The 25502-nt window shown below is 64.1% G+C and carries 19 protein-coding genes; 11 read left to right on the top strand and 8 right to left on the bottom strand.

Annotated features, from left to right (window positions below):
- Positions 1-2 precede the first annotated feature (2 nt).
- Both LQ788_RS15770 and LQ788_RS15775 read right to left on the bottom strand, forming a co-directional pair.
- Complete coding sequence (locus tag LQ788_RS15770; protein WP_231442576.1) at positions 3-2159, bottom strand: MMPL family transporter; 2157 nt, start codon at positions 2157-2159, stop codon at positions 3-5.
- 83 nt (positions 2160-2242) lie between these two features.
- Entirely contained in the window at positions 2243-2602 is a 360-nt protein-coding gene (locus LQ788_RS15775; RefSeq protein ID WP_231442578.1) for a hypothetical protein, read from the bottom strand.
- 186 nt (positions 2603-2788) lie between these two features.
- On the opposite strand from LQ788_RS15775, the gene LQ788_RS15780 reads away from it, so the two are divergent.
- The 6 genes from LQ788_RS15780 (at position 2789) to LQ788_RS15805 (ending at position 16442) form a co-directional block, all read left to right on the top strand.
- Entirely contained in the window at positions 2789-3013 is a 225-nt protein-coding gene (locus LQ788_RS15780) for a hypothetical protein (protein WP_231442580.1), read from the top strand.
- A 51-nt stretch (positions 3014-3064) separates the two neighbouring features.
- Positions 3065-13669, top strand: a complete 10605-nt coding sequence (locus tag LQ788_RS15785; RefSeq protein ID WP_231442582.1) for a non-ribosomal peptide synthetase — start codon at positions 3065-3067, stop codon at positions 13667-13669.
- A gap of 40 nt (positions 13670-13709) precedes the next feature.
- Positions 13710-13916: an MbtH family protein gene (locus LQ788_RS15790; RefSeq protein WP_231442584.1), complete on the top strand. Its 207-nt coding sequence runs from the start codon at positions 13710-13712 to the stop codon at positions 13914-13916.
- A 47-nt stretch (positions 13917-13963) separates the two neighbouring features.
- A complete protein-coding gene (locus LQ788_RS15795; protein ID WP_231442586.1) occupies positions 13964-14899 on the top strand; it encodes an ATP-binding cassette domain-containing protein in 936 nt (311 codons plus the stop codon).
- Entirely contained in the window at positions 14896-15696 is an 801-nt protein-coding gene (locus tag LQ788_RS15800) for an ABC transporter permease (RefSeq protein ID WP_231442588.1), read from the top strand. The genes LQ788_RS15795 and LQ788_RS15800 overlap by 4 nt, the downstream gene beginning before the upstream one ends.
- Positions 15697-15869: 173 nt before the next feature.
- On the top strand, positions 15870-16442 hold the full coding sequence (locus tag LQ788_RS15805) for a 4'-phosphopantetheinyl transferase family protein (protein ID WP_231442590.1): 573 nt from the start codon (positions 15870-15872) through the stop codon (positions 16440-16442).
- A 177-nt stretch (positions 16443-16619) separates the two neighbouring features.
- Here LQ788_RS15805 and LQ788_RS15810 read toward each other — a convergent pair whose 3' ends face one another.
- Together LQ788_RS15810 and LQ788_RS15815 are read right to left on the bottom strand one after the other, a co-directional pair.
- Entirely contained in the window at positions 16620-17888 is a 1269-nt protein-coding gene (locus LQ788_RS15810; RefSeq protein WP_231442592.1) for an MFS transporter, read from the bottom strand.
- 140 nt (positions 17889-18028) lie between these two features.
- Positions 18029-18379, bottom strand: a complete 351-nt coding sequence (locus LQ788_RS15815; RefSeq protein WP_231442594.1) for a hypothetical protein — start codon at positions 18377-18379, stop codon at positions 18029-18031.
- On the opposite strand from LQ788_RS15815, the gene LQ788_RS15820 reads away from it, so the two are divergent.
- Positions 18378-18545 (top strand): hypothetical protein, encoded by a 168-nt coding sequence (locus LQ788_RS15820; RefSeq protein ID WP_231442596.1) that lies wholly within the window; start codon positions 18378-18380, stop codon positions 18543-18545. The genes LQ788_RS15815 and LQ788_RS15820 overlap by 2 nt on opposite strands.
- Here the strand turns inward: LQ788_RS15820 and fdhD are convergent.
- From fdhD to LQ788_RS15835, 3 genes are read right to left on the bottom strand one after another with little or no spacing between them, the layout of a single operon-like run.
- Positions 18524-19411: a formate dehydrogenase accessory sulfurtransferase FdhD gene (gene fdhD / locus LQ788_RS15825; RefSeq protein ID WP_231442598.1), complete on the bottom strand. Its 888-nt coding sequence runs from the start codon at positions 19409-19411 to the stop codon at positions 18524-18526. The two genes, LQ788_RS15820 and fdhD, sit on opposite strands and share 22 nt — an antisense overlap.
- A 5-nt stretch (positions 19412-19416) precedes the next feature.
- On the bottom strand, positions 19417-19968 hold the full coding sequence (locus LQ788_RS15830) for a MogA/MoaB family molybdenum cofactor biosynthesis protein (protein ID WP_231442600.1): 552 nt from the start codon (positions 19966-19968) through the stop codon (positions 19417-19419).
- A gap of 59 nt (positions 19969-20027) precedes the next feature.
- Entirely contained in the window at positions 20028-21506 is a 1479-nt protein-coding gene (locus LQ788_RS15835) for an FAD-dependent monooxygenase (protein ID WP_231442602.1), read from the bottom strand.
- Positions 21507-21720: 214 nt separating this feature from the next.
- Between LQ788_RS15835 and LQ788_RS15840 the strand changes: the two genes are divergently transcribed.
- From LQ788_RS15840 to LQ788_RS15855, 4 genes are all read left to right on the top strand, one after another.
- Positions 21721-22170: a MarR family winged helix-turn-helix transcriptional regulator gene (locus LQ788_RS15840; RefSeq protein WP_231442604.1), complete on the top strand. Its 450-nt coding sequence runs from the start codon at positions 21721-21723 to the stop codon at positions 22168-22170.
- 60 nt (positions 22171-22230) lie between these two features.
- The gene (locus LQ788_RS15845) at positions 22231-23436 is read left to right on the top strand and encodes an LLM class flavin-dependent oxidoreductase (RefSeq protein ID WP_231442606.1); all 1206 of its coding nucleotides are present in this window, start codon (positions 22231-22233) and stop codon (positions 23434-23436) included.
- Positions 23433-23999 (top strand): NADPH-dependent FMN reductase, encoded by a 567-nt coding sequence (locus tag LQ788_RS15850; RefSeq protein WP_231442608.1) that lies wholly within the window; start codon positions 23433-23435, stop codon positions 23997-23999. Before LQ788_RS15845 ends, LQ788_RS15850 begins: the two co-directional genes overlap by 4 nt.
- A 103-nt stretch (positions 24000-24102) precedes the next feature.
- On the top strand, positions 24103-24567 hold the full coding sequence (locus LQ788_RS15855; protein ID WP_231442610.1) for a DoxX family protein: 465 nt from the start codon (positions 24103-24105) through the stop codon (positions 24565-24567).
- Here the strand turns inward: LQ788_RS15855 and LQ788_RS15860 are convergent.
- Positions 24515-25471 carry a GlxA family transcriptional regulator gene (locus LQ788_RS15860; protein WP_231442612.1) on the bottom strand — a complete coding sequence of 319 codons (957 nt, stop codon included), beginning with the start codon at positions 25469-25471 and terminating at the stop codon, positions 24515-24517. The two genes, LQ788_RS15855 and LQ788_RS15860, sit on opposite strands and share 53 nt — an antisense overlap.
- Between the last annotated feature and the right edge of the window lie 31 nt (positions 25472-25502).

The following is a 25502-nucleotide window of genomic DNA, read 5'->3' on the forward strand; positions in this document are numbered from 1 at the left end:
TCTCAGTGCTTGCTGGGCTTGGCCAGACGCGAGGGCCACCACAGACGATCCCCGATCCACAGCGACAGAGCCGGCACCAGCAGCGTCCGCACGATGAGAGCATCGAGGAGGACACCCAGCGAGACGATGATCGCCAGCTGGAGGAGGAACTGGATGGGAATGACGAGGAGTGCTGCGAAAGTCGCAGCGAGTACGATTCCTGCGCTCGTGATCACCCCTCCCGTCACCGACAGTCCTCGGAGTGTGCCTTCCCTCGTTCTGTGGGTGATGGCCTCTTCCCGAACTCGGGTCATCAGGAAGATGTTGTAGTCGATTCCCAATGCCACGAGGAAGACGAAAGCATACAGCGGTACCGACGGATCTGATTGAGGTTGCCCGATCAGACGGAAGATGACGGCACTGACTCCCAGCGCCGTGCCGAAGCTCAGCACCGTCGTCGCCAGCAGCAGCACCGGCGCGATCAGGGATCGCAGCAGGAGGGCGAGCATGATGGTGATGACGATGAGAACGATGGGAATGATCACCGTTCTATCTCGTGACGATGTGTCGTTGGTATCGAGATCAACAGCTGTGCTGCCACCGACCAACGCCTGAGTCGAGGACAAGTTCTCACGCAGATCCTCGATGGTGCCTTCTGCCTCAAGTGAGTCCGCAGGAGCGGACAAGGTCAGCGAGAACATGATGTCCCCGTTAATCTCCGTCGCCTCTGCCGCTGGCGGGCCAGGCCGTGAGTCGGTGATCACCTGGCCATCGTCGTCAATCGGTGTCGTGCCCGACGCGGAATCTCGGGCGACCAGCGCGAGACCGTCGATACCGCCTGACGACGAAATCGCCTCAGCGACCTCTCGACGTTCGTCACTGGGTGCGAGCACGTACGCAGGGTTGCCCGAGCCGCCGGAGAAGTGACGGTCGATTACTGCCTGGCCGTCGCGTGCCTGACTTTCGCCGAGCACGAAGTCACTCTGCGGGACGCCGTCGGCATCGAGGAACGCCAAACCGCCGCAGCCGATGACGAGAACGAGGGTGACTCCGGCGACTAGACGACGGGGTCCTTTGGCGACGAACCGGCCCACTCCTGGCCAGAGCCCTGTGGCATTCGGACCGGTGAGCACCGGGTGCTCGGTCCCATATCGGGGCCCCCGCGGCCAGAACGCCACTCGCCCGAAGACTGCGAGCATGGCCGGCAGGAAGGTCAGTGTGGTGAGCATGGCACACGCGATTCCTACCGCCGCCACCGGGCCGAGTGCTGAGTTCGATCCGAGGTCGGAGAGCAGCAGACACAGGAGGCCCACGATGACAGTTCCGCCCGAGGCCAGGATCGGTTCGAACACGCCGCGCATCGCTTTCCACGCGGCAGGGAAAGGGGTGGGATTGTCCCGCAGCTCTTCTCGGCAACGGGCGATGTAGAGCAGGGAGTAGTCGGTAGCGGCACCGATGACCAGGATGAAGAGGATGCCTTGGACCTGCCCATTGAGCGTCACGATTCCCTCACGAGCCAATGCGACATTGATCAGCACCGCTGCGCACAGGGCCGTGAGAGAGCTGACGAGCACAAGAACCGGCAACAGGGGCGATCGGTAGACGATGACGAGAATGACGAACACGACAGCGAGGGCGACGAGGAGCAGGATTCCGTCGATTCCGCCGAAGGCCTCTTGCAGATCGGCGCTGAAACCTGCCGGTCCGCTGACCCAGACATCGAGGCCGGCCAGCTCTTGTGCAGCGTCGTCCTCCAACTGTGTGACCACATCGCCGATTTCGGCATCGGAGGGGATCGAGACGACAAGCTGCGCGGCCTCCTTGTCATCCGATGGGATGACCGGGGAGGACTCCGCACCAGGAATGACATCGGCTGCGCGTTCAGCGAAGTCGTCGAGTCCCTCCTTGTCGGTGTCGGTGAGACCGCCTGAACGTTCGGCGACGATGATCGCCGGGACTGCGTCTGATCCGGTGAACTTCGCAATCTCGTTCTGGACCTTGGTCGATTCTGCACTCGAGGGCAGGAATGACGATCGCTCGTCGGTGGAGACGTCGTCAATCGATCCGAAACTCATCCCACCGAATCCGAATACTGCCAGCCAGACGAGAATGAGGGCAGCGGGAATAAGGATGCGCACGGCCCGTCGAGGATGAGACGACGACTCCAACTTTTCTTTCATCTGGCTAGTATTTCACCTGGCGAACTAAAACACCAAGCGCTGGCACTCACTCAGGGCTCGCACCGTGAGGAACCTTCACCCCATCACCAGGGATTCGCCAGCTGCCACCGCTCGAACCAGTATCTGTCGCCCTGGTAATGCGACTTCGACGGCCTGCAGCCCTTGAGATCCGAATGCTCTCCCAGCCAGGCCCTGACCAGTTCGGGCACCTCCCCCATCCTTCCCCGCCAATCATCGAGTGGCAGCAGGAGCACCGCGCCATCGACCGCCGTGAGGCGGCACGAGTAGTTCGGCAGCCCCTCGGTGTTCTGGGAATGTGTATAGCTGATCTGCTCACAGCCCGTGGTGAGGTAGAAGCGGATGTACTCCCCCGAAACGTCCGAGCACAGCGACTTGAAGTCCTGGTACCGACTGAGCCATTCCGGTCGCTGATATTCGTTCATACGTTCTATTATGCTCTGTTTTGGGTCAATCGTGAAGCATGCCCAGCGCCGACCCTCAGAAGCCTGTCAGGCTGTGGATTCAGAGAAACTTCTCGAACCACCAATCCAAACGCACACACTCTCCGAACCAGTACTGCTTGCCCGGTGCAGATGATCTGCACCGGGATTCAGGAAAGGACAGAGACAATGTTGAGCCTCAAACGCACAGGTCTTCGGACCATCATCGGTGCCACGATCGCAGCGCTTACCGTGATGGTCGGAGTCTCCACCGCCCCCGGCGCAGCTTCGGCGGCTGAAGCACCTCAGACAGATTCTGCAGACACCTCCAGCTCACTGATCGAAGGACCCCTCGTCGACCTCGGAGATCTGATGAACCTCATCGGCTCAATCAACATCGGACAGTTCCAGTAACCGTCCTTCTGAAATTCCGACTGCACCACCATCTCGCGCTCGAAAGACATAATGACTGACGACTCCCCCCGCATCGAACTCACGTCCGCGCAAAAGGGCATCTGGTATGCCCAGAAGATCGAGCCCGACAACCCGACCTTCCAGATCGGGCTGTACGTCGAAATTCTCGGACCCCTGGACGTCGATGTCATGCGACGTGCCGTCGGCACCACCGTGGCCGAGGCCGATTCGCTCAACGTCGTCTTCGGCGAAGACGACCAGGGAGTCTTTCAAAAGCACGGCTCGCCTCGCAGGCACCTACACTTCCATGATCTGCGAGGCGGGTCGGTCGACGAATCGGTGGCAAGGGCCCGGGCCCTCATGGAGGCCGACCTCGCCACCGTTCACGACCTCGAGACAGGTGAACTGCTCAGGTCTGAGCTGTTCCACCTCGGTGACGACCACTGGATCTTCTACCAGCGAGCCCACCACCTCCTCGTCGACGGCTACTCCGCTGTGCTCATCCTGCGACGCGAGTCGCAGCTGTACGGCGAGCTGGCTGATCCTGCTGCACAGCCATCGGAATCACCTTTCGGCAGCTTGGAGGCCCTGGTGGCCGAGGAAGCGGACTACCGATCCTCGGAGCGTTTCCGCACCGATGCTGATTTCTGGTCACAGACCATCGCCGAGTCGGAGACCGCCACGGGCTTGGCGGGACGTCCGCCTGCCTCGGCGAAACAGCTGGTCACAGCCGACGCCGACATACCCACGGAACTGGCCAGACAATTGGCGAGCGCCCAATCGGCACCGACGCTCATCCTCGCAGCGGCTGCAACCTATCTGCACAGGATGACAGGTCGGAAGACCGTCTCCGTGGGGCTGCCTGTGACGGCCCGGCGCAGCGCCCTGGCCAAATCAGTGCCGTCGATGATGTCGAAGATTTTGCCGCTGCAGCTGACCGCTGCACCAGAGACCACCTTCCCTGAACTCCTTGAGAGCACGGGTTCCGCCCTGCGCTCGACACTCATCCACCAACGATTCCAGTATCAGGAGCTCGACACCGACACGAGCTACATCGGGCCTTCGGTCAACATCTTCCCTGCCGTCGAAGACATCAACTTCGGTCAGGCCTCAGCCTCCCTGCATCTCCTGTCCACGGGCCCCGTCGATGACCTGTCGATCATCGTCCACGGCCTGGGAGCGGACCAGAACTCGTCCGGGAGGGACTCACGAAATGCGATCGTTCGGCTTGAGGCCAATGCCGAGCTCTACTCCCAGGAGAGCCTGGCCGATCACCTGGGACGCTTCATCTCCGTCCTCGCCCAGCTGGATCCCGGTCACGCTCAGCCTCTGGCGGGGCTGTCTCTGCTCGACGACAGCGAAGCAGACGAGGTCATCGCCGGCGGACAGGGCCGCGTCCAGGACATTCCCCGCCACACCGTGGTCGACGAATTCGCCCGCCACGCACATCAGACACCCTTCGCCTCCGCCGTCGTCGCCGATGACGGTCATCTCAGCTTCTCCGAACTCGATCGCCGTTCGACACAATTGGCCTGCTATCTTCGCAAGCACGGCGCCGGCCCGGGCACACGCGTCGCCGCACGAATCGGACGGACCACGGCGATGCCGGTCGCTGTGCTCGGGATCCTCAAGGCGGGAGCCGCCTACGTCCCTCTCGATCCCGATCATCCGGCGGCCCGAATCGAAGCAATGGTCGCCGACGCGGCACCGGCCCTCGTACTCAACTCCTCACGCGTGCCCGGTCCTGCCGGAGAGACTACGGTCCTCACAGACCGACCTGTCATCGACCTGGATTCGGACGTGCTCGCCGCTGCGCTGTCGTCCAGGACGACGCAGACGACACCGTTGGCCACACCGGCACCCGATGACCTCGCCTATGTGATCTTCACATCCGGGTCGACCGGCCGGCCCAAGGGCATCGGCGTCGAACATCAGTCCTTGCTCAATCTCCTCCTCAGCCACCAGGAGACCATCTTCGCTCCGGCTGCGGAACGCCTCGGTCGCGGGTTGCGGGTGGCACACACCGCAGGGATCTCATTCGACGCCGCCTGGGACCCGCTGCTGTGGCTCTTCGCCGGACACGAGCTCCACCTCATCGACTCGCTCACTCGCCGCGACCCCGAGGCCCTGACTGCCTACTTCACCACCCATGGCATCGACTCCATCGAGACGACGCCCTCTTTCATCAAGGCTCTGCTGGCTCACAGCAGCTTCGGCGCGAACGGCCACCCCAGTGTCGTCGCATTGGGCGGAGAAGCAGTCGACAGCGGGCTCTGGAACCAGTTGGCCGCGCGTGAAGGAATGACCTCCTACAACCTGTACGGGCCGGCAGAGACCACCGTCGACAGTCTGACAGCGCCCATCGTTGCCGGCACGTCGCCGATCCTCGGCCAGTCCGTCACCAACACCCGGCACTACGTCCTCGATTCCCGGCTGACCCCTGTGCCCGAACAGGCCACCGGAGAGCTCTACATCGCAGGGCTCAACCTTGCGCGCGGCTATGTGGACCGTCCCGGCACCACATCTGAGCGCTTCGTTGCCGACCCGTTCGCCGACGACGGTTCGAGGATGTACCGCACCGGAGACATCGTCCGCCGGCCCCTGAACGGCGGTGTCGAGTTTCTGGGCCGCGCCGATGAGCAGATCAAACTGCGCGGCTACCGAGTCGAACTCTCCGAGGTGGAACTCGCCCTGCAGGCCGATCCCAGGATCAGTTCGGCCGTGGTCGAACTCAAGCAGAACCAGGCCGGTTACGCTCAGCTGCTCGGTTTCGTCACCTCGCCTTCGCAGCTCGATACCGCCGAGGTGCGCCGAAGCATGAAGGCCCGTGTCCCGGACTACATGGTCCCCTCGTTCATCATGCAGATCGAGGCCATTCCACTCACGGTCAATGGCAAACTCGACCGTCAGGCTCTCCCCGAACCGGAATCGACACGTTCCGAATCCGAGGCACCGAGAGACTCCCAGGAACGGATCGTGGCCGAGGCGTTCAGCGACGTGTTGGGCATTGACTCCGTCGGCATCGACGACGACTTCTTCGAACTCGGCGGACACTCGCTACTCGCCACCCAGCTGGTCGCCTCCCTGCGCACAAGCTTCGCCACCGCACCCGCCCTGCGCGAGGTCTTCCAGCACCCCACCGTCCGCGAGCTCAGCGCCTGCTTCGACCCGAAGGCCACCACCGACGATGCCGGTCATCAGCTCGTCGCCGCAGACCGACCCACCCCGATACCACTCTCATATGCCCAAGCTCGCCTGTGGTTCATCAACCAGTTCGATCCGAGTTCCGCGGCGTACAACATTCCCCTGACTCTGCGCATGCGCGGACGACTCGACGTCAGTGCGCTGCAAGCGGCCATCAACGACGTCATCGCACGGCATGAGAGCCTGCGCACCGTCTTCCCCTGGACGACCGGGCAGCCCGAGCAGGTCATTGCCAACCCGGCCAGCGCCCGCATCGCAATGTCCACCGTCGGTGTCAGTGAAGAGCTCGTCCACCACACCGTGGAAGCAGAGGCCACCCGAGGCTTCGACGTCTCCAGCGAACTACCGATCAGGGCCCTCCTCATCAGACTCGGCGAGGACGATCATGTGCTGCTGCTGACTCTGCACCACATCGCCGCTGATGGCTGGTCACTTGGCCCCCTGGCCCGAGACCTCTCCACCGCCTATCGCGATCGCGGGCAGGTTCGGGCCCCGGCATTTCCCCCTCTTCCCGTGCAGTACGCCGACTATGCCCTGTGGCAGCGAGATTCTCTCGGCACCGAGGACGACCCGAACAGTGCGCTCTCGCACCAACTGGCGTTTTGGAAGGACACGCTGGCCGACGCGCCCTCACAGCTGCGTCTTCCCGCCGATCGGACCAGAAGTGCTGCGAACTCAGGATCTGTCTCCCGTGCAATTCCCGTCGATATCAGTCCCACGGTCCATGCCGGGCTGCGCAGACTCTCCATCGAGCGCAACGCCAGCCTGTTCATGGTGCTGCAGGCGGCATTCGCCGTGCTGCTGGACAAGCTCGGTGCGGGCAGTGACATCCCCATCGGCACTCCCGTCGCAGGCAGAACCGAGACGAAGCTCGACGAACTCGTCGGGTTCTTCGTCAATACTCTCGTCCTGCGTACCGACACCTCGGGCAATCCCAGCGCCGCCGATGTCATCGACAGGGTCCGCGGAGCTAACCTCGCGGCCTACGCCAATCAGGACGCCCCGTTCGAACGTGTCGTCGACGAACTCGACCCACCACGCTCTGAGGGACTGCACCCCCTGTTCCAGGTGATGCTGACCCTGCAGAACACGGCTCCGGTCGATCTCGACATGGGCGACCTCAACGTCGAACCCGCATCTGGGCCACAGGTTTCGGAAGCGAAGTTCGACCTGCTCCTCGATCTGGCAGAACGTGCTGGTGAGACCGCCGGAATCACCGGCTCCCTCACGTTCGACTCAGCGCTCTTCGACGAATCCACCGCCCGGGACATCGCCGAACGCTTCGCGCACATGCTCGAGCAGTTCGTCACCAACCCGAACCTCCTCGTCTCGGACCTCGATGTGCTCAGTCCCACTGAACTCGACATCATCCGTGACGAGAGCCGCGGTGCCGATCGCCTCCGAGTGGACGCGACGATCATCGACACCCTCGACTCCACCATTGCCCGTGACCCCGAGCGGACCGCACTCGTGGCCGAGGGCACCGAACTGAGCTTTGCCGAATTCGGGGAACGCGTGCACCGCTACGGCCGCGCGCTCAGCCGGCGAGGCATCGGCCCCGGTCAGCGGGTCGCGATCGCTCTGCCACGATCCGCCGATGCCATCATCGTGCCGTTGGCGGTGCTGAGCATCGGAGCCATCGCCGTTCCCATCGACCTCAGCTACCCGCAGGAGCGGATCCGGCTGATCCTCGAGGTGAGCGACCCGGTCGCCGTCGTCACCGACTCCCCCGAGGTGCCGGTGCGAACGGGCACAGCCATGTCCACTGCAGATCTGAGAGCCGACCACCCCACCGATCGAGCTCACACCGAGGCCGAGGGCCGCCTCGGCGAGGCCTCAGGTGCGGACGTGATCGGTGCGATTCGGGGTGAGGACTATCGTCCGGGTCTCGATGACCGCGCCTATGAGATGTACACATCCGGATCCACCGGAACACCCAAGGGCGTCGCCGTGCCCCATCTCGGGCTGGCCAATCTCCTGGCCCACCACCGGGAGACGATCTTCGCCGAGGCGGGCCTGGGTGAAGAGCCGATCAGAGTCGCACACACCGCCGGCCTGGGCTTCGACGCCGCCTGGGACCCGGTGCTCTGGCTCGTGGCCGGAGCGAGCCTGCACATCGTCGACGAGGATGTGCGCCGAGACGCCGAGGCGCTCGTGGACTTCTGTCGCGAGCAGCAGATCGATGCGCTCGAGACCACACCTTCATTCGTGCGTCAGCTGATCGCTTCCGGGCTCCTCGACAACGGTGGGCAGCTCGACAATGGTGGGCAGCTCGACGAGCAGAACCACGAGGCCGCTGTGCTGACGATCGCTCTCGGCGGAGAGCCCGTGCCCGAGGACCTGTGGCGTGAACTGGCCGAGGACTCAGGTGCGCGAGCCTATAACTTCTACGGGCCCACCGAATTCACCGTCGACTCCGTCACGGCGAAGGTCGAAGGGGAGCACACCACGATCGGGCATCCGATCAGGAACGTTCAGGCTCTGGTTCTGGACCAGCATCTTCGCGAAGTCGCCCATGGCGTGGTGGGCGAGCTCTACCTCGCAGGAGACGGAATCGCCAGCGGATACGTCAACCGAGTGGCAGAGACCTCACTGCGGTTCGTCGCGAACCCGCTCGGAGACGGCGAGCGCATGTACCGGACGGGTGACCTGGTCCGTCGGACCGCGGACGGGCGCCTCGACTTCATCTCCCGTGACGACGACCAGATCAAACTGCGCGGGTACCGGATCGAGCTCGGAGACGTCGAGAATGCGCTGACCGCCTGCCAGGGCGTCGAACAGGCCGCGGCCATCGTCGACAACCAGCAGGACCCGCAATCGGCACGGCTCGTCGGCTACTATGTCGGCGACGTCGAGGAGTGCGCCATCCGCGACCACCTCGTCCGCCAGCTTCCGGCACCGATGGTCCCACGGGTGCTCCTTGCAGTCGACTCGATTCCGCTGACATCTCATGGCAAACTCGACCGCAGTCGCCTGCCGGTTCCGAACTTGTCGGGAGTCCCGTCCTCCCGCGCCGCTCAGACTCCGGACGAACGCACCATGTGTGAGCAGTTCTCCCTCGTCCTAGAGGCCGAGCACATCGGACTCGACGACGACTTCTTCGAGCTGGGCGGTCATTCACTGCTCGCCGTCTCCCTCATCGGTCACATCCGAGAGGCATTCGACGCCGACCTTCCGCTGCGAACGATCTTCGATGCTCCCACCCCTGCGGCCCTGCTGCGCCGAATCGATGCCTCATCCCGCAGTCTGCCGACCGGACTGGGTGAAGGACGGTCAGCACAGGTCGAAGAGGTGCCCACCGCTGACCCAGGTGCTGCTTCGGGGCTGCGCCTGTCCGAGTGGAAACGCTCACCCCAGGGCGCCCGCCCCCACACGATCCCCCTGTCCTTCGGGCAGGCGAGGATGCACTTCCTCAATCAGCTCGACACCAGGGCCTCCGACTACACCATCTCTCTCGCGGCTCGTTTCGAGGGAGACCTGGATCCGGAGATCCTCGGCCAGGCTCTCAACGAGATCATCACTCGACACGAGATCCTGCGCACCGTCTATCCGACCATCGACGGCACCCCTGTCCAGCACATCCTGCCCCCGGAAGCCGGACACGGCATCCTCGATCGCCGCACCACTTCGTCGCCGGCCGCGACCACGGAGGAGATGGCCCGGGAAGCCGCTCGAGGATTCGACCTCAGCACCGACCTGCCGCTGCGGGCGGTCCTCTTCGCCGAGGGAGGCCAGTGGGTCCTTCATCTCGTCATGCACCACATCGCCACCGACGGAGCGTCCCTGGATCCGCTGACTCAGGACCTGGCCACCGCCTATGCCGCACTGCGCGGCTCAGCCCAACCGATGCGACGAAAGCTCGACGTTCAGTACGCTGACTTCGCTCTATGGCAGCGGCATGTGCTTGAAACGCAGACTCTTGACGGTGACGATCGTCCGCTCCTGGAGCACAGAACCCGATTGTGGGGTGAGCGCTTGGCCGGAATTCCGTCCGAAACGCCGCTGCCTTCGGACCGTCCTCGTCCGCATACCGCCCGTCAAGCTGGCCGTCACCATCACTTCCGCCTCGACGACCGCACGACCCAACGACTGACTGCCATCGCCGCCGAGGCGGGAGCCAGCCTGTTCATGGCACTGCACGCAGTGCTCGCCGGGTTCCTCAGCAGAGTCGGGGGCGGTGAGGACGTCGTCATCGGCTCGCCCAGCGCCGGACGTTCGGACCCGGAGCTCGAGGACATGGTCGGGCTCTTCGTCAACACCGTCCCGATCCGCACCGATGTCTCCTCCCAACCGGATTTCCACACCCTGCTGGCGCGCACCCGAACCGCGGTGATCGATGCACTGGAACTCGACGACGTACCGTTCGAACGACTGGTCGAAGCCATCAATCCGCCCCGTGTGCTGGGCCGCCATCCTCTGTTCCAGACCATGCTCTCCCTGGAGAATTCGGCTTCACCCCTCCTCGACCTCCCGGGAGTCGACACCAGCATCGAACCGGAGGTCGAGACCGGAGATGCGAAGTTCGACCTCTCCTTCACCTTCCGCAGACACGCCTCGGGAAGGTCGACTCCCGAGCCCGGCCTCGACATCGTGCTCGACTACAACTCCTCGATGTTCGACGCCGCAACGATCAGTGACATGTGCGAGAATCTGTCCCGATTCGCCGCCGAACTCGCGCAGAAGCCCGAGCGGCCGATCACCGACATCTGCTTCCTCGAGACCGCAGAGGTGACTCACGCGATCGACCAACTTGCCGGTCCCGTCCCCTCTGGCTCCCTGCCGATGGTGCTCGATGTCTTCGCGACCACTGTGCGCCAGCTACCCGATTCCACCGCAGTGGAATCAGCCGAAACCTCGCTGACGTTCAGGGAACTCGACGAGGCCTCCGATCTGCTGGCCCGCGAACTCATCAGGTTCGGCGCCGGGCCCGGGTCGACGGTGTCCGTGCGGCTGAGCCGCGGCGTAGGCATCATCGTCGCCACCCTGGCCGTTCTCAAGTCCGGTGCTGCCTACAACCCGATCGACATCGACTACCCCGTGGGTCGTACGACTGCGATCATGGCCGATGCGACGCCGAGCATCGTCTTGGCTGAGACAGGCACCGCGGAGGAGCTGGCACCTGTCCTCGCCGAGGCCGGGATCGCCCCGCCCGTCGTCGAGGTCTCGGCCCTCGACGGCACACTCGACGATGCCCGCTCGACCTGGCCATGGCCGGGTTCGGTGGCTGCTGCACCGGACCAGTCGCCTCCAGCGGGGCAAGTCGATCCGGCGGCCTACGTGACCTTCACCTCCGGCTCGACCGGACGGCCGAAGGGCGTTGAAGTCGGCCACGATGCGCTGGCGAACCTGCTCGCTTCCCACCGCGCCACCTATCTGCCGACCCCGGCCACCGGTGCCGAGCAGATCACGGTGGCTCACACCACCGGTATCGGCTTCGACGCCGCATGGGATCCCCTGCTGTGGATGATGGTCGGGCACCGCGTCCACATCACCTCCACGCAGGTCCAGCGCGACCCACAGCAGTTGGCGCGCCTGCTCCGCGATCTGCGAATCGGGTTCTGGGAGACCACTCCCAGCTACCTGCGTCAGCTCAGAACGGAATCGGACTTCCTGGAACTGATAGACCAGGCAGCCAGGGCCCAGGTTCCGATGACTCTCGCCCTCGGCGGCGAGGCGATCGATGAGGATCTCTGGGAGTGGCTGCGCGAACGCCCGGGCATCAGCGCCTACAACCTCTACGGCCCCACCGAGACCACTGTCGATGCCTTTGCCGGGCCCGTCGCCTCCTCGGCGACTCCGGTTCTCGGCTCGGCACTGCACCACATGCGTGGCTATGTGCTCGACGAGCGACTCCACCATGTGCCGGCCGGGACGACCGGAGAGCTCTATCTCGCCGGGCACCAGTTGGCGCACGGATACCGAGGCCGCCCCGGACTGAGCGCCGAACGCTTCGTCAGTGATCCCTACGGCGAGCCAGGTGAACGCATGTACCGGACCGGGGACCTCGTCGTTCGTCATCACAACGGCGACCTCGGCTTCCTCGGTCGCAGCGACAACCAGATCCAGCTCCGCGGTTTCCGGGTCGAACTCGGTGAGGTCGAACGAGCCCTGCGCTCGGCCCCGAACGTCAAGGACGCACTCGTGAGATCGTTCGGTGCCGATGCCGCTACCATGTCGCTGGTCGGCTATGTCGTGGCGGCTGCGACCAACGCCACGGGAGCGAGAGAGGCGCGTGAAGACCTCGCCGATGAGGCTCGGCGACATGTGCGATCAATGGTGCCGAACTATATGGTCCCGTCGCGGATCGTTGTCATCGACGAGGTCCCACTGACTGCGCACGGAAAGATCGATGAGTCGGCCCTCCCCGACCCATCACAGGCAGAGGTCGGGTCGCGTTCGGCACCCCGCACGCCACATGAGGAGACCGTGGCCGCCATCTTCGCCGAGGTGCTCACGCTGCCCCGAGTCGGGATCGACGAGTCGTTCTTCGAACTCGGCGGCCACTCCTTCCTCGCCCGGCCGCTCATCGCAGCCGTCAACGAGGCCCTCGGTGCCGAACTCTCGGTCCAGTCCCTCTTCCGCTCGCCCACCGTCGAGCAGCTGGTGGCCGAAGCCGGCCAGGAGACTGCTGATTCGGTCGGCGACAGCCTGCAGCGACTGCTTCCGCTGCGCACGACGGGAACCAAGTCTCCTCTGTTCACGGTGCATCCGGCCTCGGGCATCAGTTGGGGCTTCGCGACGATGCTCCACGGTCTCGACTCACAGCGCCCACTGATCGGCCTGCAGATGCCGGGACTGGCACCGGAGGATCCAGGCACCATCACTGCTCACACGCTGACCGAGCTCGCTGACGACTACATCGCGCAGATGAGGTCGGTGCAGCCGGAGGGTCCGTATCATCTGCTGGGTTGGTCCTTCGGCGGAATTCTGGCGCATCGCCTGGCCACGCGACTGCAGGAGCTCGGTGAGGACGTTGCCTTCCTCGGGATCCTCGACGCCTTCCCCGACGGGCAGGAGACCAACGCCGACGTCAGCGAAGGGGCGCAACTGTGGGTCGACTACCTCGGTGCCAGACATCCGAGCCTTCAGCTTGGAGCAGAAGGGCTTGAGGACGAACGAGCTCTGGAGATCCTGCGCGAGATCGGCGACCCTCTGGGCAACGTCTCGGTCGATACCATCGCAAGGATGACAGACGGTTTCTTCACCATGGCGCGGCTGATCCGTGAAGCCCCGGTGGAGAGATTCGCCGGCGATGTCGTGCTCTTCACGGCCACCAAGGAAATTCCGCCCGGGACCCCCACCGCCGAATCGTGGCGACCCTATGTCACTGGTCACATTCACGTCACCGAAACCCCGGCACGACACGCAGACATGCTCACGTCGCCTGCCCTTCGAGAAATTCTTCCCGTGTTGGCAATCCACTTGGACACTGACGCCGAACCAGATATGTAAGCGTTACATCTCACCAGCTATCAACAAGAGATGAGGAAAAGTGCAAAACCCCTTTGATGACACCACCGCCACTTTCCGTGTACTCGTCAACGACCTCCAACAGCATTCCCTGTGGCCGACGTTCGCCGATGCGCCCGCTGGCTGGGTCATCGCCTTCGGCCCGGCCGACCGCGATGAATGCCTCGAATTCGTCGAGGCGAATTGGACGGACATCACTCCGCGCCGGCTCGCCGAGATCGCGTCATAGTGATTCGCATTGACCAACTGAGGAAGAACTACGGCAGCTTCAGAGCCTTGGACGGAATCGACCTGCAGGTCGACCAGGGTCAGATCTTCGGGCTGCTGGGTCCCAATGGGGCAGGCAAGACCACCACGGTCAAGGTTCTGTCCACGCTGATCCGTCCCGACTCAGGAGACGCGATCGTCGCTGGGAACTCGGTGACCGCCGATCCCACCGCCGTGCGTGCCAGCATCGGACTGTCCGGACAGTACGCGGCGGTCGATGAGAAGCTCACCGGCTACGAGAACCTCGTCATGGTCGGCCGTCTCTACGGGATGAGCCGCACCGAGTCGCGAGTTCGAGCTCGCGAACTGCTCAGGGAGTTCGCCCTCGTCGATGTCAGGGACAAACGCGCAGGCGCCTATTCGGGTGGCATGCGGCGTCGTCTGGATCTCGCCTCGGCTCTGGTCTTCCGGCCCCCGGTGGTCATCCTCGACGAGCCCACCACCGGCCTCGACCCACGCGGCAGGCTGGACACCTGGGACGTCATCTCAACTCTTGTCGGTCAGGGAACCACCGTGCTGCTCACGACCCAATATCTGGAAGAGGCCGACCAGCTGGCGGATCGCATCGCCGTCATCGACTCCGGTCGGGTCATCGCAGAGGGGACCTCGAACGAACTCAAGGTCAGCCTCGGCGCCGAACGCATTGCGCTGACGCTCAACAGTCCTGATTCCCTCGACGAGACTCTGCGCGTCTTCGAACGTATCCTCGGGGGCTCGGTCAGGCCGCAGATGGACTCGACAGGGCAGCGACTCACGGTCCCGGCACCGCAGGGACAGAAGACACTGTTGGAAGTGCTCGGCGCCCTGGACCGGAGCGGAGTCATCGTCACCGAGGCGGCTCTGTGCCGACCAACGCTCGACGACGTCTTCCTGGAGCTGACGGGAAGCCCGGCCTCTGCGAAACCATCGCCTCAGCTGCCCTCGGAAGTCGAGGTGGGAGCTTGAGTACCATCACCTCGGCGGCGCGCGATAGCTCCGTCATCGCCTGGCGCAATCTCCTCAACGTGGGCCGCACCCCCGGAGCCCTGGTCACCGGCGTCGTGCAGCCGGTGATCTTCGTGTTCCTGCTCGCATTCGTCTTCGGCGGCAGTCTGGGTGGTGCACCGTACCGGGAGTTCCTCATCGGTGGGATCCTGGCTCAGACGCTGACATTCAATTCCTCCTTCACCGCGGTCTACCTCGCCAAGGACCTTCAACTCGGACTCATCGACCGGTTCCGCTCACTGCCGATGTCACGCGTCGGCGTGATTCTGGGGAGGACGACGTCCGACCTGGCCACCGGCTCGATCTCAATCGTCGTGACAATGGTGTGCGGACTCATCATCGGTTGGCGCATCACCGAAGGCTTCGGGTCGGCACTTCTGGCCATCCTTCTGCTGCTGCTCTTCGGCTTCGCCATGTCATGGATCGGCGCGGTCATCGCACTGACGGCCAGAAGCGTCGAGGTGGCTCAGAGTCTCGGCCTGATCTGGCTCTTCCCCGTCACGTTCCTCTCCGGTGCCTTCGTCTCGGTCGATTCGCTGCCCGGACCGCTGCAGGCGATCGCCTCGTGGAATCCTGTCACTGCAGTGGCAACCAGCGTCCGAGACCTGTTCGGCAATGTCTCTCCCGCTGGGTACACCTCAGGGACGGGGTGGGCGGCAGACAACCCGATTCTGTACGCGGTGATCAGCTGCGTGGCAGTGATTGCCATCTTCTCCACCCTTGCCGTATCCCAGTACTGGAGAATCAGCAGGAGGTGACCCGGGGCACCATCGAATACCTGCTCTGCGATGTCAGCTCAGTGGAACGGATCCGTGACGAACACCGATGGCTGGGCTCGATTCTCTCACCTGCCGAAATCGCGCATGCAAACCGTCTTCGACAGGCCACGGATAGAGCTGCCTACCGTTGCGGACATCTTCTGTTCCGGCTCATGGCAGCTCGCCGGCTGGGCCTCGATCCGAAAGCCGCTGGGGATCTGAGACTCACTCGCACATGCCGCAGCTGCGGCGGTCCCCACGGGAAACCGCAGATCGCAGGTGCGGAACTCAGCCTGTCGAAGACCGGTGGCATGGTGGCGGTGGCCTCGGGGCCCTCGTCGTCTCCCGTCGGCATCGACATCGAACGCATTCCGGACGAAGTCTTCCCGGGCTTCGACGACTACGTGCTGGCGCCGACCGAGTCGGTCCCCCACGGTGGGGATGCGGTGCGGAGCCGTCTCGAGCTCTGGGTTGCCAAAGAAGCGGCACTGAAGACGACCGGGCACGGCCTGAGTATAAGACCCGGTGAACTCGAGGTGGTCCGAACCGGGGACCAGGCATCGCCAGTTACCGGCGGCGGAGTCTGGGTGTCCTCGATCGAAGCTCCCGAACACCCGGAACTCAACGGGCTGAGCCTGGCATCTCTGTCCCGCTTCCCCTACTATGCAGCAGCACTCAGCTGCGCCGACCGGCTGCCTGTCACCTCGCTGAGGCTGTCAGAGCTCCTCACTGTGGAGCACCGCTGAGCATACTGGCGACCAGGCCGAGCACCGCGAGGAAGGCCAAGACTATGAGGAACACACGTTTACGCATACTCCCGATTCTACTGTGGGGCGCCTGGGCAGAATCCAGGCTTGGGCTCACCGGTCGGCTGGCAGGCAGCCCAGCAACGGTAGATTCGGCACCCGAAAGGGTCGGACTGGCTACGATGTCTGCCGACGGGCACCGGTCCCACGAATGAGCGCCGCGGCCAAGACAGCACAGAGCAGATACACCACTGCGACGGCAATCCACCCGGCAGTGAACCCGCCGGCCGAGCCGAGGAGCAGTCCCATGCCCAGCGGCCCGACGGCGAACCCGGCGAACATGCCCGCCGTGACCATTCCGCTTGCCGAGGCCATCGACGCCGAAGGGATCGACCGCATGAGTGCGCTCATGAGCACCACGGAGACCCCGAGCGCCGAGATTCCGTGCAGCGCGACTGCAACCCAGAGCAGCCAGGCCTGGGCGGAGACCCCTGCAACGAGGAACAGAGTCGCTCCGCCCAGAGCGATGAGTGCGAGGATGAGCAGCAGCCGCAGTCCCGATGCACCGCGAGCCATGGCCCGCGCCCAGCTGACTCGGGCGATCACTCCGATGACCCCGGCCATGGCTGCGGTGACACCGCCGAGCACGAGCGAGAATCCCAGTTCGCGTACCGCGAAGAGCGGCATGTAGACGTTCGTGGCCTGGACACCGATGCCGTTGAGCAGGCCGAATGCCGCCAGCGCCCACACCATGCCCGGATACCGCGGGGCGTACGGGGAATGGGCGGGTCGCGACGATTCCGACGGCAGCGTGCCATTGCCGGCAGCCACCTCGGCGGTATCGGTGTGCGGCGCGGCGGCCGACGGCAGCAGCGGGGTCGAGCGCAGAGATCTCCAGGCCACCACCAGGAGGACGAGCGGGATGACGGTGATGGTCAGGGCCGCGCCCCTCCAGCCCATGGCCAGAGCGAGCGCGGGGAAGGCGAGGCTCGAGACCAACTGGCTGACCTGCACTCCGGACTGCTTGATGCCGACCCAGCCGATCCGGCGGGCTTCGGGGACACGTTCGAGCAGGATCCGGTTCGTTACGCCGTTCGGGAAGGACTGGGCGACTCCGGAGAGCCCTGCCGCGACGAGCAGCAGCCCGAAGCCCGCTGGCAGCGCCGCCAGCACGAAGCTCGCCGCTGCAAGCAGGAAGACCGCCGCCATCAGCAGCAGATCGGACCGGCGATCAGCGACACGGCCCAGGATCGCATTCCCGATCGCCGCACACCCGAAGCAGACGGTGGCCAACAGCCCGAAGTGCGCCTCAGAGATGACGAGTTCGGAGATGATCTGATCGCTCGTCGCGCTCAGCCCGTAGAGCAGCAGCGGCCCGGCTCCGACAGCACCGGTGAGGACGGTCAGCAGACCGAGGTTCGGCCCCCGCTGCTCGTTCGTGCTCACCCGTCACTCTCCTCGTATTCCACTCCAATATGTTAGGCCCAGGCACGTTTGAAGTGGGATGAGTCCGTCTGGTGGCCACGTGGAGTGCGGGTGGAAGGCTCAGCCGAGATGGGTCACCCGGGATGGGTCAGCGGGATGCATCAGCGGGAGAGCACTGATTCCACTTCGGCGGCGTCCGGGGTGCTGATCCTCAGCTCGTCGAATCCCCTGCCGAGTTCGGTGTTATGGAAGCGAATGTGGAGCACAGGCTCGTCATGTTTCAGCGACACGAGACGTCGGGTGCCGTCCGGGTGCCGAAAAGTGCCCAGCGTGCGGATGCCGGGCATCGCCAGCCCGGATCGGAACCCAAGGAACTCGTGCGTCCGTTCGCCCACGTGGGTCGAATGGATCGCGCTGAGAGGAACGGAATGAAATCGTCGCCCGGCCATCAGCCGTTCCCAGCCGGGAAAGATGATCGTCAGTTGCCTGTTGTTGATGGTGATTGCAGTCATGCTGAATCCTTCGGTCAAGGAGGCTGAACTAGCCCTTGCTTCACCGTATGTGCGACCGAACTTCGACCGCTTCCCCCTGAGGATCGACTTCCCGATCCGCCGTGCGGCGGAGTCCGTCTTCGACTCCTCACACGGCTCTCGTCTTCAGGCGATGCGCTCCGGGTAGGAGTACGCATTGAAGCGCCCCCTGCGGTTGAAGCCGATGACAGTCACGCCCAGGCTCTTGCCGTGGTCGACGGCAAGTGCCGAGGGTGCGCTGACGGCCGACATCATCGGAATGCCCGCCATCGCGGACTTCTGCACGAGTTCGAAGGAGGCCCGGGCGGAGACCTGGAGGACGGTGCGGTTGAGAGGCAGACCGGTTCCATGGTGCGACATGGCCCAGCCGATGACCTTGTCGACGGCGTTGTGGCGGCCGACGTCTTCGCGTCCGACGAGGAGTTCTGGCTCAGCGGCGGGGTCTTCGCCGACAGCGAAGAGCGCTGCGGCGTGGACTCCCCCGGTCTTGTCGAAGACCTCCTGCTGGCTGCGCAGGCGATCGGGCAGCTCACCGATCCTGGCCGCTGAGAGCAGGGGCGAGAACCGGAACTCTTCGTCCAGGTCGACGGGGAAGGAGGCCGGGATCAGCGGGTAGGCGGAGGTCTTCGTGACCGCGTCGATCGCTGCGGTGCCGCAGATTCCACACGAGGACGAGGTGTAGACGGATCGGGCGGGGGCCGCCTCGGCGCTCCAGGTTCCGGGTCGCAGTCGCACGGCCGCGACGTTGTAGTTGCGGGATCCGTCGGGGGCGAGCCCGGCGGAGAAGTCGATTTCCTCGATCTCGTCCATCGAGGTGATGATCGACTCTGACAGCAGGTAGCCGGCGATGAGCTCGACGTCATTGCCGGGTGTGCGCATCGTGACGGAGAACTGCTCGCCGTCGAGTCGGATCTCCAGCGGCTCTTCCCCGGCCAGGGAATCGGGGCCGGCAGAGATCTCTCCGGTGGCATCGAATTTGTAGACCCTGGCCCGGACTGCCCTGCGTTGCTTCATCCCGATCAGTCCCGTGGCCCGTGGTCGGTGGTGTCCTCGACCGAGGTCTGGATGTGTTCGAGGAGTTCGTCGATGACGATGATGCCGTCCTTGACCCCGCCCTTGGAGCCGGGGAAGTTGATGACGAAGCTGCGACCACGCACACCGGCGACTCCGCGGCTCATCACCGCCGAGGTGGTCGTCTCCAGTCCCTTGCGCCACATGGCGTAGATGAGTCCGGGTGACTGTCGTTCGAGGAGTTCGGCCGTGAATTCCGGGGTACGGTCGTCTGGGGCCAGCCCTGTGCCGCCGCTGGTGACGATGATGCGTGGGCGCTCGGCCTCGGGTGCGTCGATGAGGAGGGCGCGCAGCGCTTGACCGACGGGTTCGCCGTCGCGGACGACGATGGCATCGGGGGTCTCGTATCCGCGCGTGCGCAGCCAGTCGACGAGGATCGGGCCGGTGGTGTCGGCCGCCTCTCCCCTGGCCGCCGAGGTGGAGGCGATGATGACGGCGGCAGTCCGTCCCGCGCCGAGGAGGTCGGCAGTCCCACCGACTGCTGAGTTCTGGCTATTCACGAATCAATCCTTCTTCCCAGCGCGCACACGAGCTCTGCTACCCATTGTTCCACGAAGAGCTAGGCACCGAACCAGAATCCGAGCGCCTCACTCAGCCCCTGCGTGTTCAGTCCATCCGAGCTGGATTGCCCGGCCCACGCCACGTAGCCGTCCGGACGGATGAGGACGGCAGTGGGAGCCGCCACCTCGCCGATGACCGGCAGATCCCACACACCGTAGTAGCGCGCATCGACACGATCGACTTGATCTGCCCACGCTGTGATGTCGATATCACTGGGATCGCCGAGGTTGACCAGCACTGGGCGGGCCCCGTGAAGAAGCGTGTAGGCCCGAAATGCCCCTGCCGGGCTGTGGAGGTCCAGGTCGGGCATGCGACGACCCACCAGCGGGTGCGCGTCGCCGCCGACGATATCGGCCCGACTTTCGTAGTGGATGGCGAGTCCGGAGAGGTCACCGGCAAGTGTTTTGCGGGGCCCGTCCATGTGGAGCCACCCATCGATGACATCATTGAGGGCCTTGACGCGGTCGTCCATTCGCATCAGGGCCGTCTGTGCCAGGTTGTGGTGGATAACCTGCTCACCCACGGCGTGACGTTCCCGGTGATAGGTATCGAGGAGGTTCTCTGGTGACGTCCCCTTGACCACCCGCGCCAGCTTCCATCCCAAGTTCACCGCGTCTTGGACGCCGGTGTTGAGGCCTTGGCCGCCGACCGGCGAGTGGACGTGCGCCGAGTCTCCGGCCAACAGCACTCGTCCGGACCGATAGGCTGCAGCCTGGCGAGCCATGTCGGTGAAGCGAGAGATCGAGCCGGGGCTGTGGGCACCGAAGTCCGTTCCCCACGCATCGATCAGCCCGGCACGCAGTTCGTCGAGGGTGGGTTCTGCGCTCTCCTGCGGTTCCTTCTCGGAGACGACGAGGCTTGCCCGACCGTTCGGGAGCTGGCTGAATGCCTGCGTGCCGAATTCGTGATGGTGGACGCCCCATTCGGGTTCCTCGGTCAGCTCGACGTCGGCGATGAGGCTGCTCATGGTCGGTTCCCAGCCCGGGAAATCGATTCCGGCAGTCTTTCGGATCAGGCTGCGTCCGCCATCGCAGCCGACGATGTAGTCAGTTCTCAGAGTCCGACCATCGGAGAGCCGGACGTCGACACCATCGCGATCGTGGTCAAACCCGGCGACTTCGACGCCGTAGTCGATTCGCACCCCGAGCTCTTCGACCCACTCGGCCAAGATTCGTTCGGTGATCTGCTGGCGCAGCCCCAAGCCGTAGGGGTGCCGGGATGGAAAATCGATGATGCCAAGTCGCGTGTTGCCAAATCCCAGCACCTGAGAAATTTGGCCCGCGTCCAGGAACCGATCGACGATGCCTCGCTGATCGAGCATCTCAAGGGTCCGCGACTGCAGTCCCAGCGCACGGGTTCCAACCAGATCCTGGTTTGCTCGTCTTTCGACAAGAGCGCTGTCCACCCCTGCCAGAGCCAGCTCTGCGGCCAGCATCAACCCGGTCGGCCCAGCACCGACGACGATCACTTCAGTCACTACAGCTCCACTCTTTCAACGCGACATACAAGTATCGTTCGCAAGTGGGGCCTTGCCGCAAGTCCCCACCTGCACTATAAGGTAAATAGAGGCAAGGAATGTTGGGTTCCTTGCCTTTCGTCGTCTGCCCCTGCCATCAGCCGCCTCGCCACGATGTAGATTGACTCTCAGGCAGCACCGCCGACACACTCGGCCAGAGATCAAAGGAGGCGCGATGGAGGATCTGTCGCTGAGCACGCTGGTCTGGCTGCGCATGGTGCGCTTCGTCCAGAACAGCAATCAGCTGTCCAATGACCATCTGCGGCAGTTCGATCTCACCCTCGCCCAATTCGAAGCTCTGGCCCATATCCGCAATTTTCAGCCGATCACGCAGACCGACCTGGCCCGCGGTCTCACCGTCACGGGAGGCGGCATCTCCAGAATGCTCTCCCGTCTCGAGGCCGAGGGGCTCATCTCGAGGCAGCAGGACTGGAAGACCAAGCACATTTCGCTGACCGACAAGGGCACCGAGCTCCTCGCGCAGGCCTATCCCTCACAGCTTGACCAGCAGGCATCACTCTTCGACGAGGTCCTCGATGAGGATGAGAAGACACAGCTGCATGCACTGATGAAGAAGCTCTACGAGCACAGCATCACCCGCCGCGAGGACGACGCTCAGTCCTAGGGAATATTTCTCCGGAATTATCAGTTGACATGGCAAATGACATTTCACTGAGGAGAGAAATTGAGCGATCCCACCGGCCAGACTGCACCCCCTGAGCAGACAGCGCCCACCGAGCAGGCCCAGCCCACGAACATGATGGATCACCTCGGATTCAGCTCCGGTCAGGGACTGCAGTTCGGGATGTACAGCCTCGGCGACCATCTGCCGGATCCAGCCGATGGGTCTCGGGTGAGCCCAGGTGAGCGCATCCGCGAATTCATCGGCTACGCCCAGGCGGCCGAGGATGCCGGCTTCGATTTCTTCAGCGTCGGTGAGAGCCATCAGGAGTACTTCGCCTCGCAGGCCCACGCCGTCATCCTCGGCGCGATCGCCCAGGCCACAAGCACGATTCGCATCGGCAGCACCTCGACGATCCTGAGCACCTCAGATCCGGTGCGCGTGTTCGAGAACTTCTCCACCATCGATCACATCTCAAACGGTCGCGCGGAACTCGTCGCCGGCCGCGCCTCCCGGATCGGCCTGTTCGAACTCCTCGGCTACGACCTGCGTGACTACGAAGAGCTGTTCGAGGAGAAGTTCGAGCTGCTGGGCCGGATCAATCGGGAACAGCGGGTGACCTGGAGCGGGAAGTTCCGCGCCCCGCTCAACAGCGCCGAGGTGCTCCCCCGTCCCGCACAGGACCCGCTGCCGATCTGGCGGGCCGTCGGCGGCGCCCCGACAAGTGCGATCAAGGCGGGCCTGGCCGGAGTGCCCATGGTCATGGCCCACCTGGGCGGGACCACCTCGTCGTTCAAGCCGACGGTCGATGCCTACCGGGAAGCGGCACGTCACCGGGGCTTCGATCCTGCCACCCTGCCGATCGCGAACGCTGGATTCCTCCATGTCGCCGAGACCTCGCAGGATGCGCTGCGCGGACTCTACCCGCACATCAATGAGGGGATGAAGCGCACGAATGGGCAGGGCATGCCCAAGCAGCTCTTCGCCCAGGCCGTTGATCCGCACAGCATCGTCAACCTCGGCAGCCCCCAGCAGATCGTGGAGAAGGTCCTGCACCAGCACGAGGTCTTCGGTCATCAGCGCTACCTCGGTCAGATCGACTTCGGCGGCATGCCCTACGAGAAGGTCATGAACCAGATCGAGATCCTCGGCTCTGAGGTCATTCCCGCCGTGAAGAAGTACACGGCCTCGTCGACTCCCCTAGCTGCCTCGACTGCCCAGGCCACCTCGGCGATGAATGCGGACACAGTCGAGGAGGTCGCCCGATGAAGCTCGTCGCTCTATCCGGCTCGAACGTCGGCACGAAGACGCGCACGGTCATGGAACACGTCACCCAGACGGTGATGGTCCAGGACCCAGACGTCGAGGTCACACTCATCGACCTCGCCGAGGTCGACATGGTCTTCAGCGACGGCCGCAACTTCACCGAATATACCGGCGATACGGGTCGCGTGACCCGTGCGCTCATGGATGCTGATGTGATCATCATCGGCACCCCGATCTTCCAGGCCTCGATTCCGGCGACCCTGAAGAACATCTTCGACCTGCTGCCGGTCAATGCCTTCCGCGACAAGGTCGTGGCTATGGTCGCGACCGCGGGTTCGGCCAAACACTATATGGTTCCCCAACAGCAGCTGCAACCGATCTTGAGCTACATGAAGGCGCAGGTCGTCCAACCTTATGTGTTCGTCGAGGAGAAGGACCTGCTGCGGGGCCAGATCGTCAACAACGATGTCATCGCAAGGCTCGACCGGCTGGTTGAGGACACTCTCGTGCTCACACAGACTTATGCCTCGATCCGTGAGGCCAAGGACGCAGCCTACGGGTTCTGAGTTCTCGCGATTGTCCCAGACGACAAGTGAGGCTGTTGCCAGGGTTCTGCCAAACGCAGCGAATACTCTGTAGTTGCAATTTCAATCAACTTTGGAGAGCGCTGTGTACGCCACGACTGGATTCCCACCCATTGCCCGTGACATCATCACCGTCCTGGCCCGGATCGCCCTCGGCATCATCTTCATCGCCCACGGCTGGCAGAAGTTCAATGAGTGGACCGTCTCGGGTACCTCGCAGTCCTTCGCACAGATGGGTGTGCCGCTGCCAGACATTGCGGCCCCATTCGCGACCTTCGTCGAGCTCATCGGCGGAGCGCTGCTCATCCTCGGCGCCCTGACTCCCATCGTCGGCATCCTGCTCGCCGCCAACCTCATCGGCGCGCTGGTCATCGTCCACCTCACCCCCGTGCCGTTCGTCGATCAGGGCGGCTGGGAACTCGTCGCCGCTCTGGCCGCAGGCGCTCTGCTGCTGGCCGCCACGGGGCCGGGCCGCTTCAGCGTCGACCGGTTCCTGTTCAAGGGGAAGAAGGCTGCGCTTCGAAGCGACGTCGATACTCCGACGGCGTGACCTTGAATGCTGCAGCGAAGTTCTGCCGCAGCGTGACCACACTGCCGAATCCGCAATTCACGGCGATCTGATCGATCGACAGACTCGAAGTCTCCAGTGCCCGCCTGGCCTCATCGAGGCGGCGCATCCGCACCCATGAAGCAGGTGTCGCCCCAGTCGATGCCCGAAAGGTGCGGATGAAGGTCCGCAGGCTCATATGTGCAACCTCGGCCAATCTCTCGACCGACAGGTCTTCGTCCAGGTGGTGCGCCGCCCAATTGAGCACCGCCGAGATCGAATCGTCTTCGGCACGTTCCGGCAGTGGTCGCTGGATGTACTGCGCCTGCCCACCGTCGCGATGCGGAGCAATGACCAGACTGCGCGCCACCTGGTTGGCCGCGGCAGCACCCAGCCGAGTCCGGACCATGTGCAGACAGGCATCCAGCGCCGAGGCGGTGCCGGCCGAGGTGATGACATCGCCGTGATCGATGTAGAGAACCGAATCATCGATCTCCAGATCCGGGTGTCGAGCTGTGAGCTGGTCGAATCCCTGCCAGTGCGTCACCGCCTTGCGGCCGGCGAGCAGACCCGCGTCCGCGATGGGGAATGTACCCAGGCACAGTCCGGCAATGGAAGCACCCCGGTCATGGCTGGCAACGAGCAGCTCTCGCAGGGGATGCCCAGCCGGGCGACCATCGTCGTACCAGGACGGGACAACGACCACCTCGGCGCCGGATGCCGCTTCCGGCCCCCTCACCCCGGTGATCTGGTACCCCTCCGCCGTCGTGATCGGCTCGGCATCGTCGGAGAACAGGATCGTCTCCCACGTGGCGAGGCCTTGGCGGGCAACTTCGTCGAAGACCATCTGCGGCACGGACAGGTGGAACATGGTGATGCCGGTGAAGGCGTAGATGGCGATGCGCACGGCAGGCTCCTCCCGATGACTGCTTACTGAT

Source organism: Brevibacterium zhoupengii, assembly GCF_021117425.1.
GTDB lineage: Bacteria > Actinomycetota > Actinomycetes > Actinomycetales > Brevibacteriaceae > Brevibacterium > Brevibacterium zhoupengii.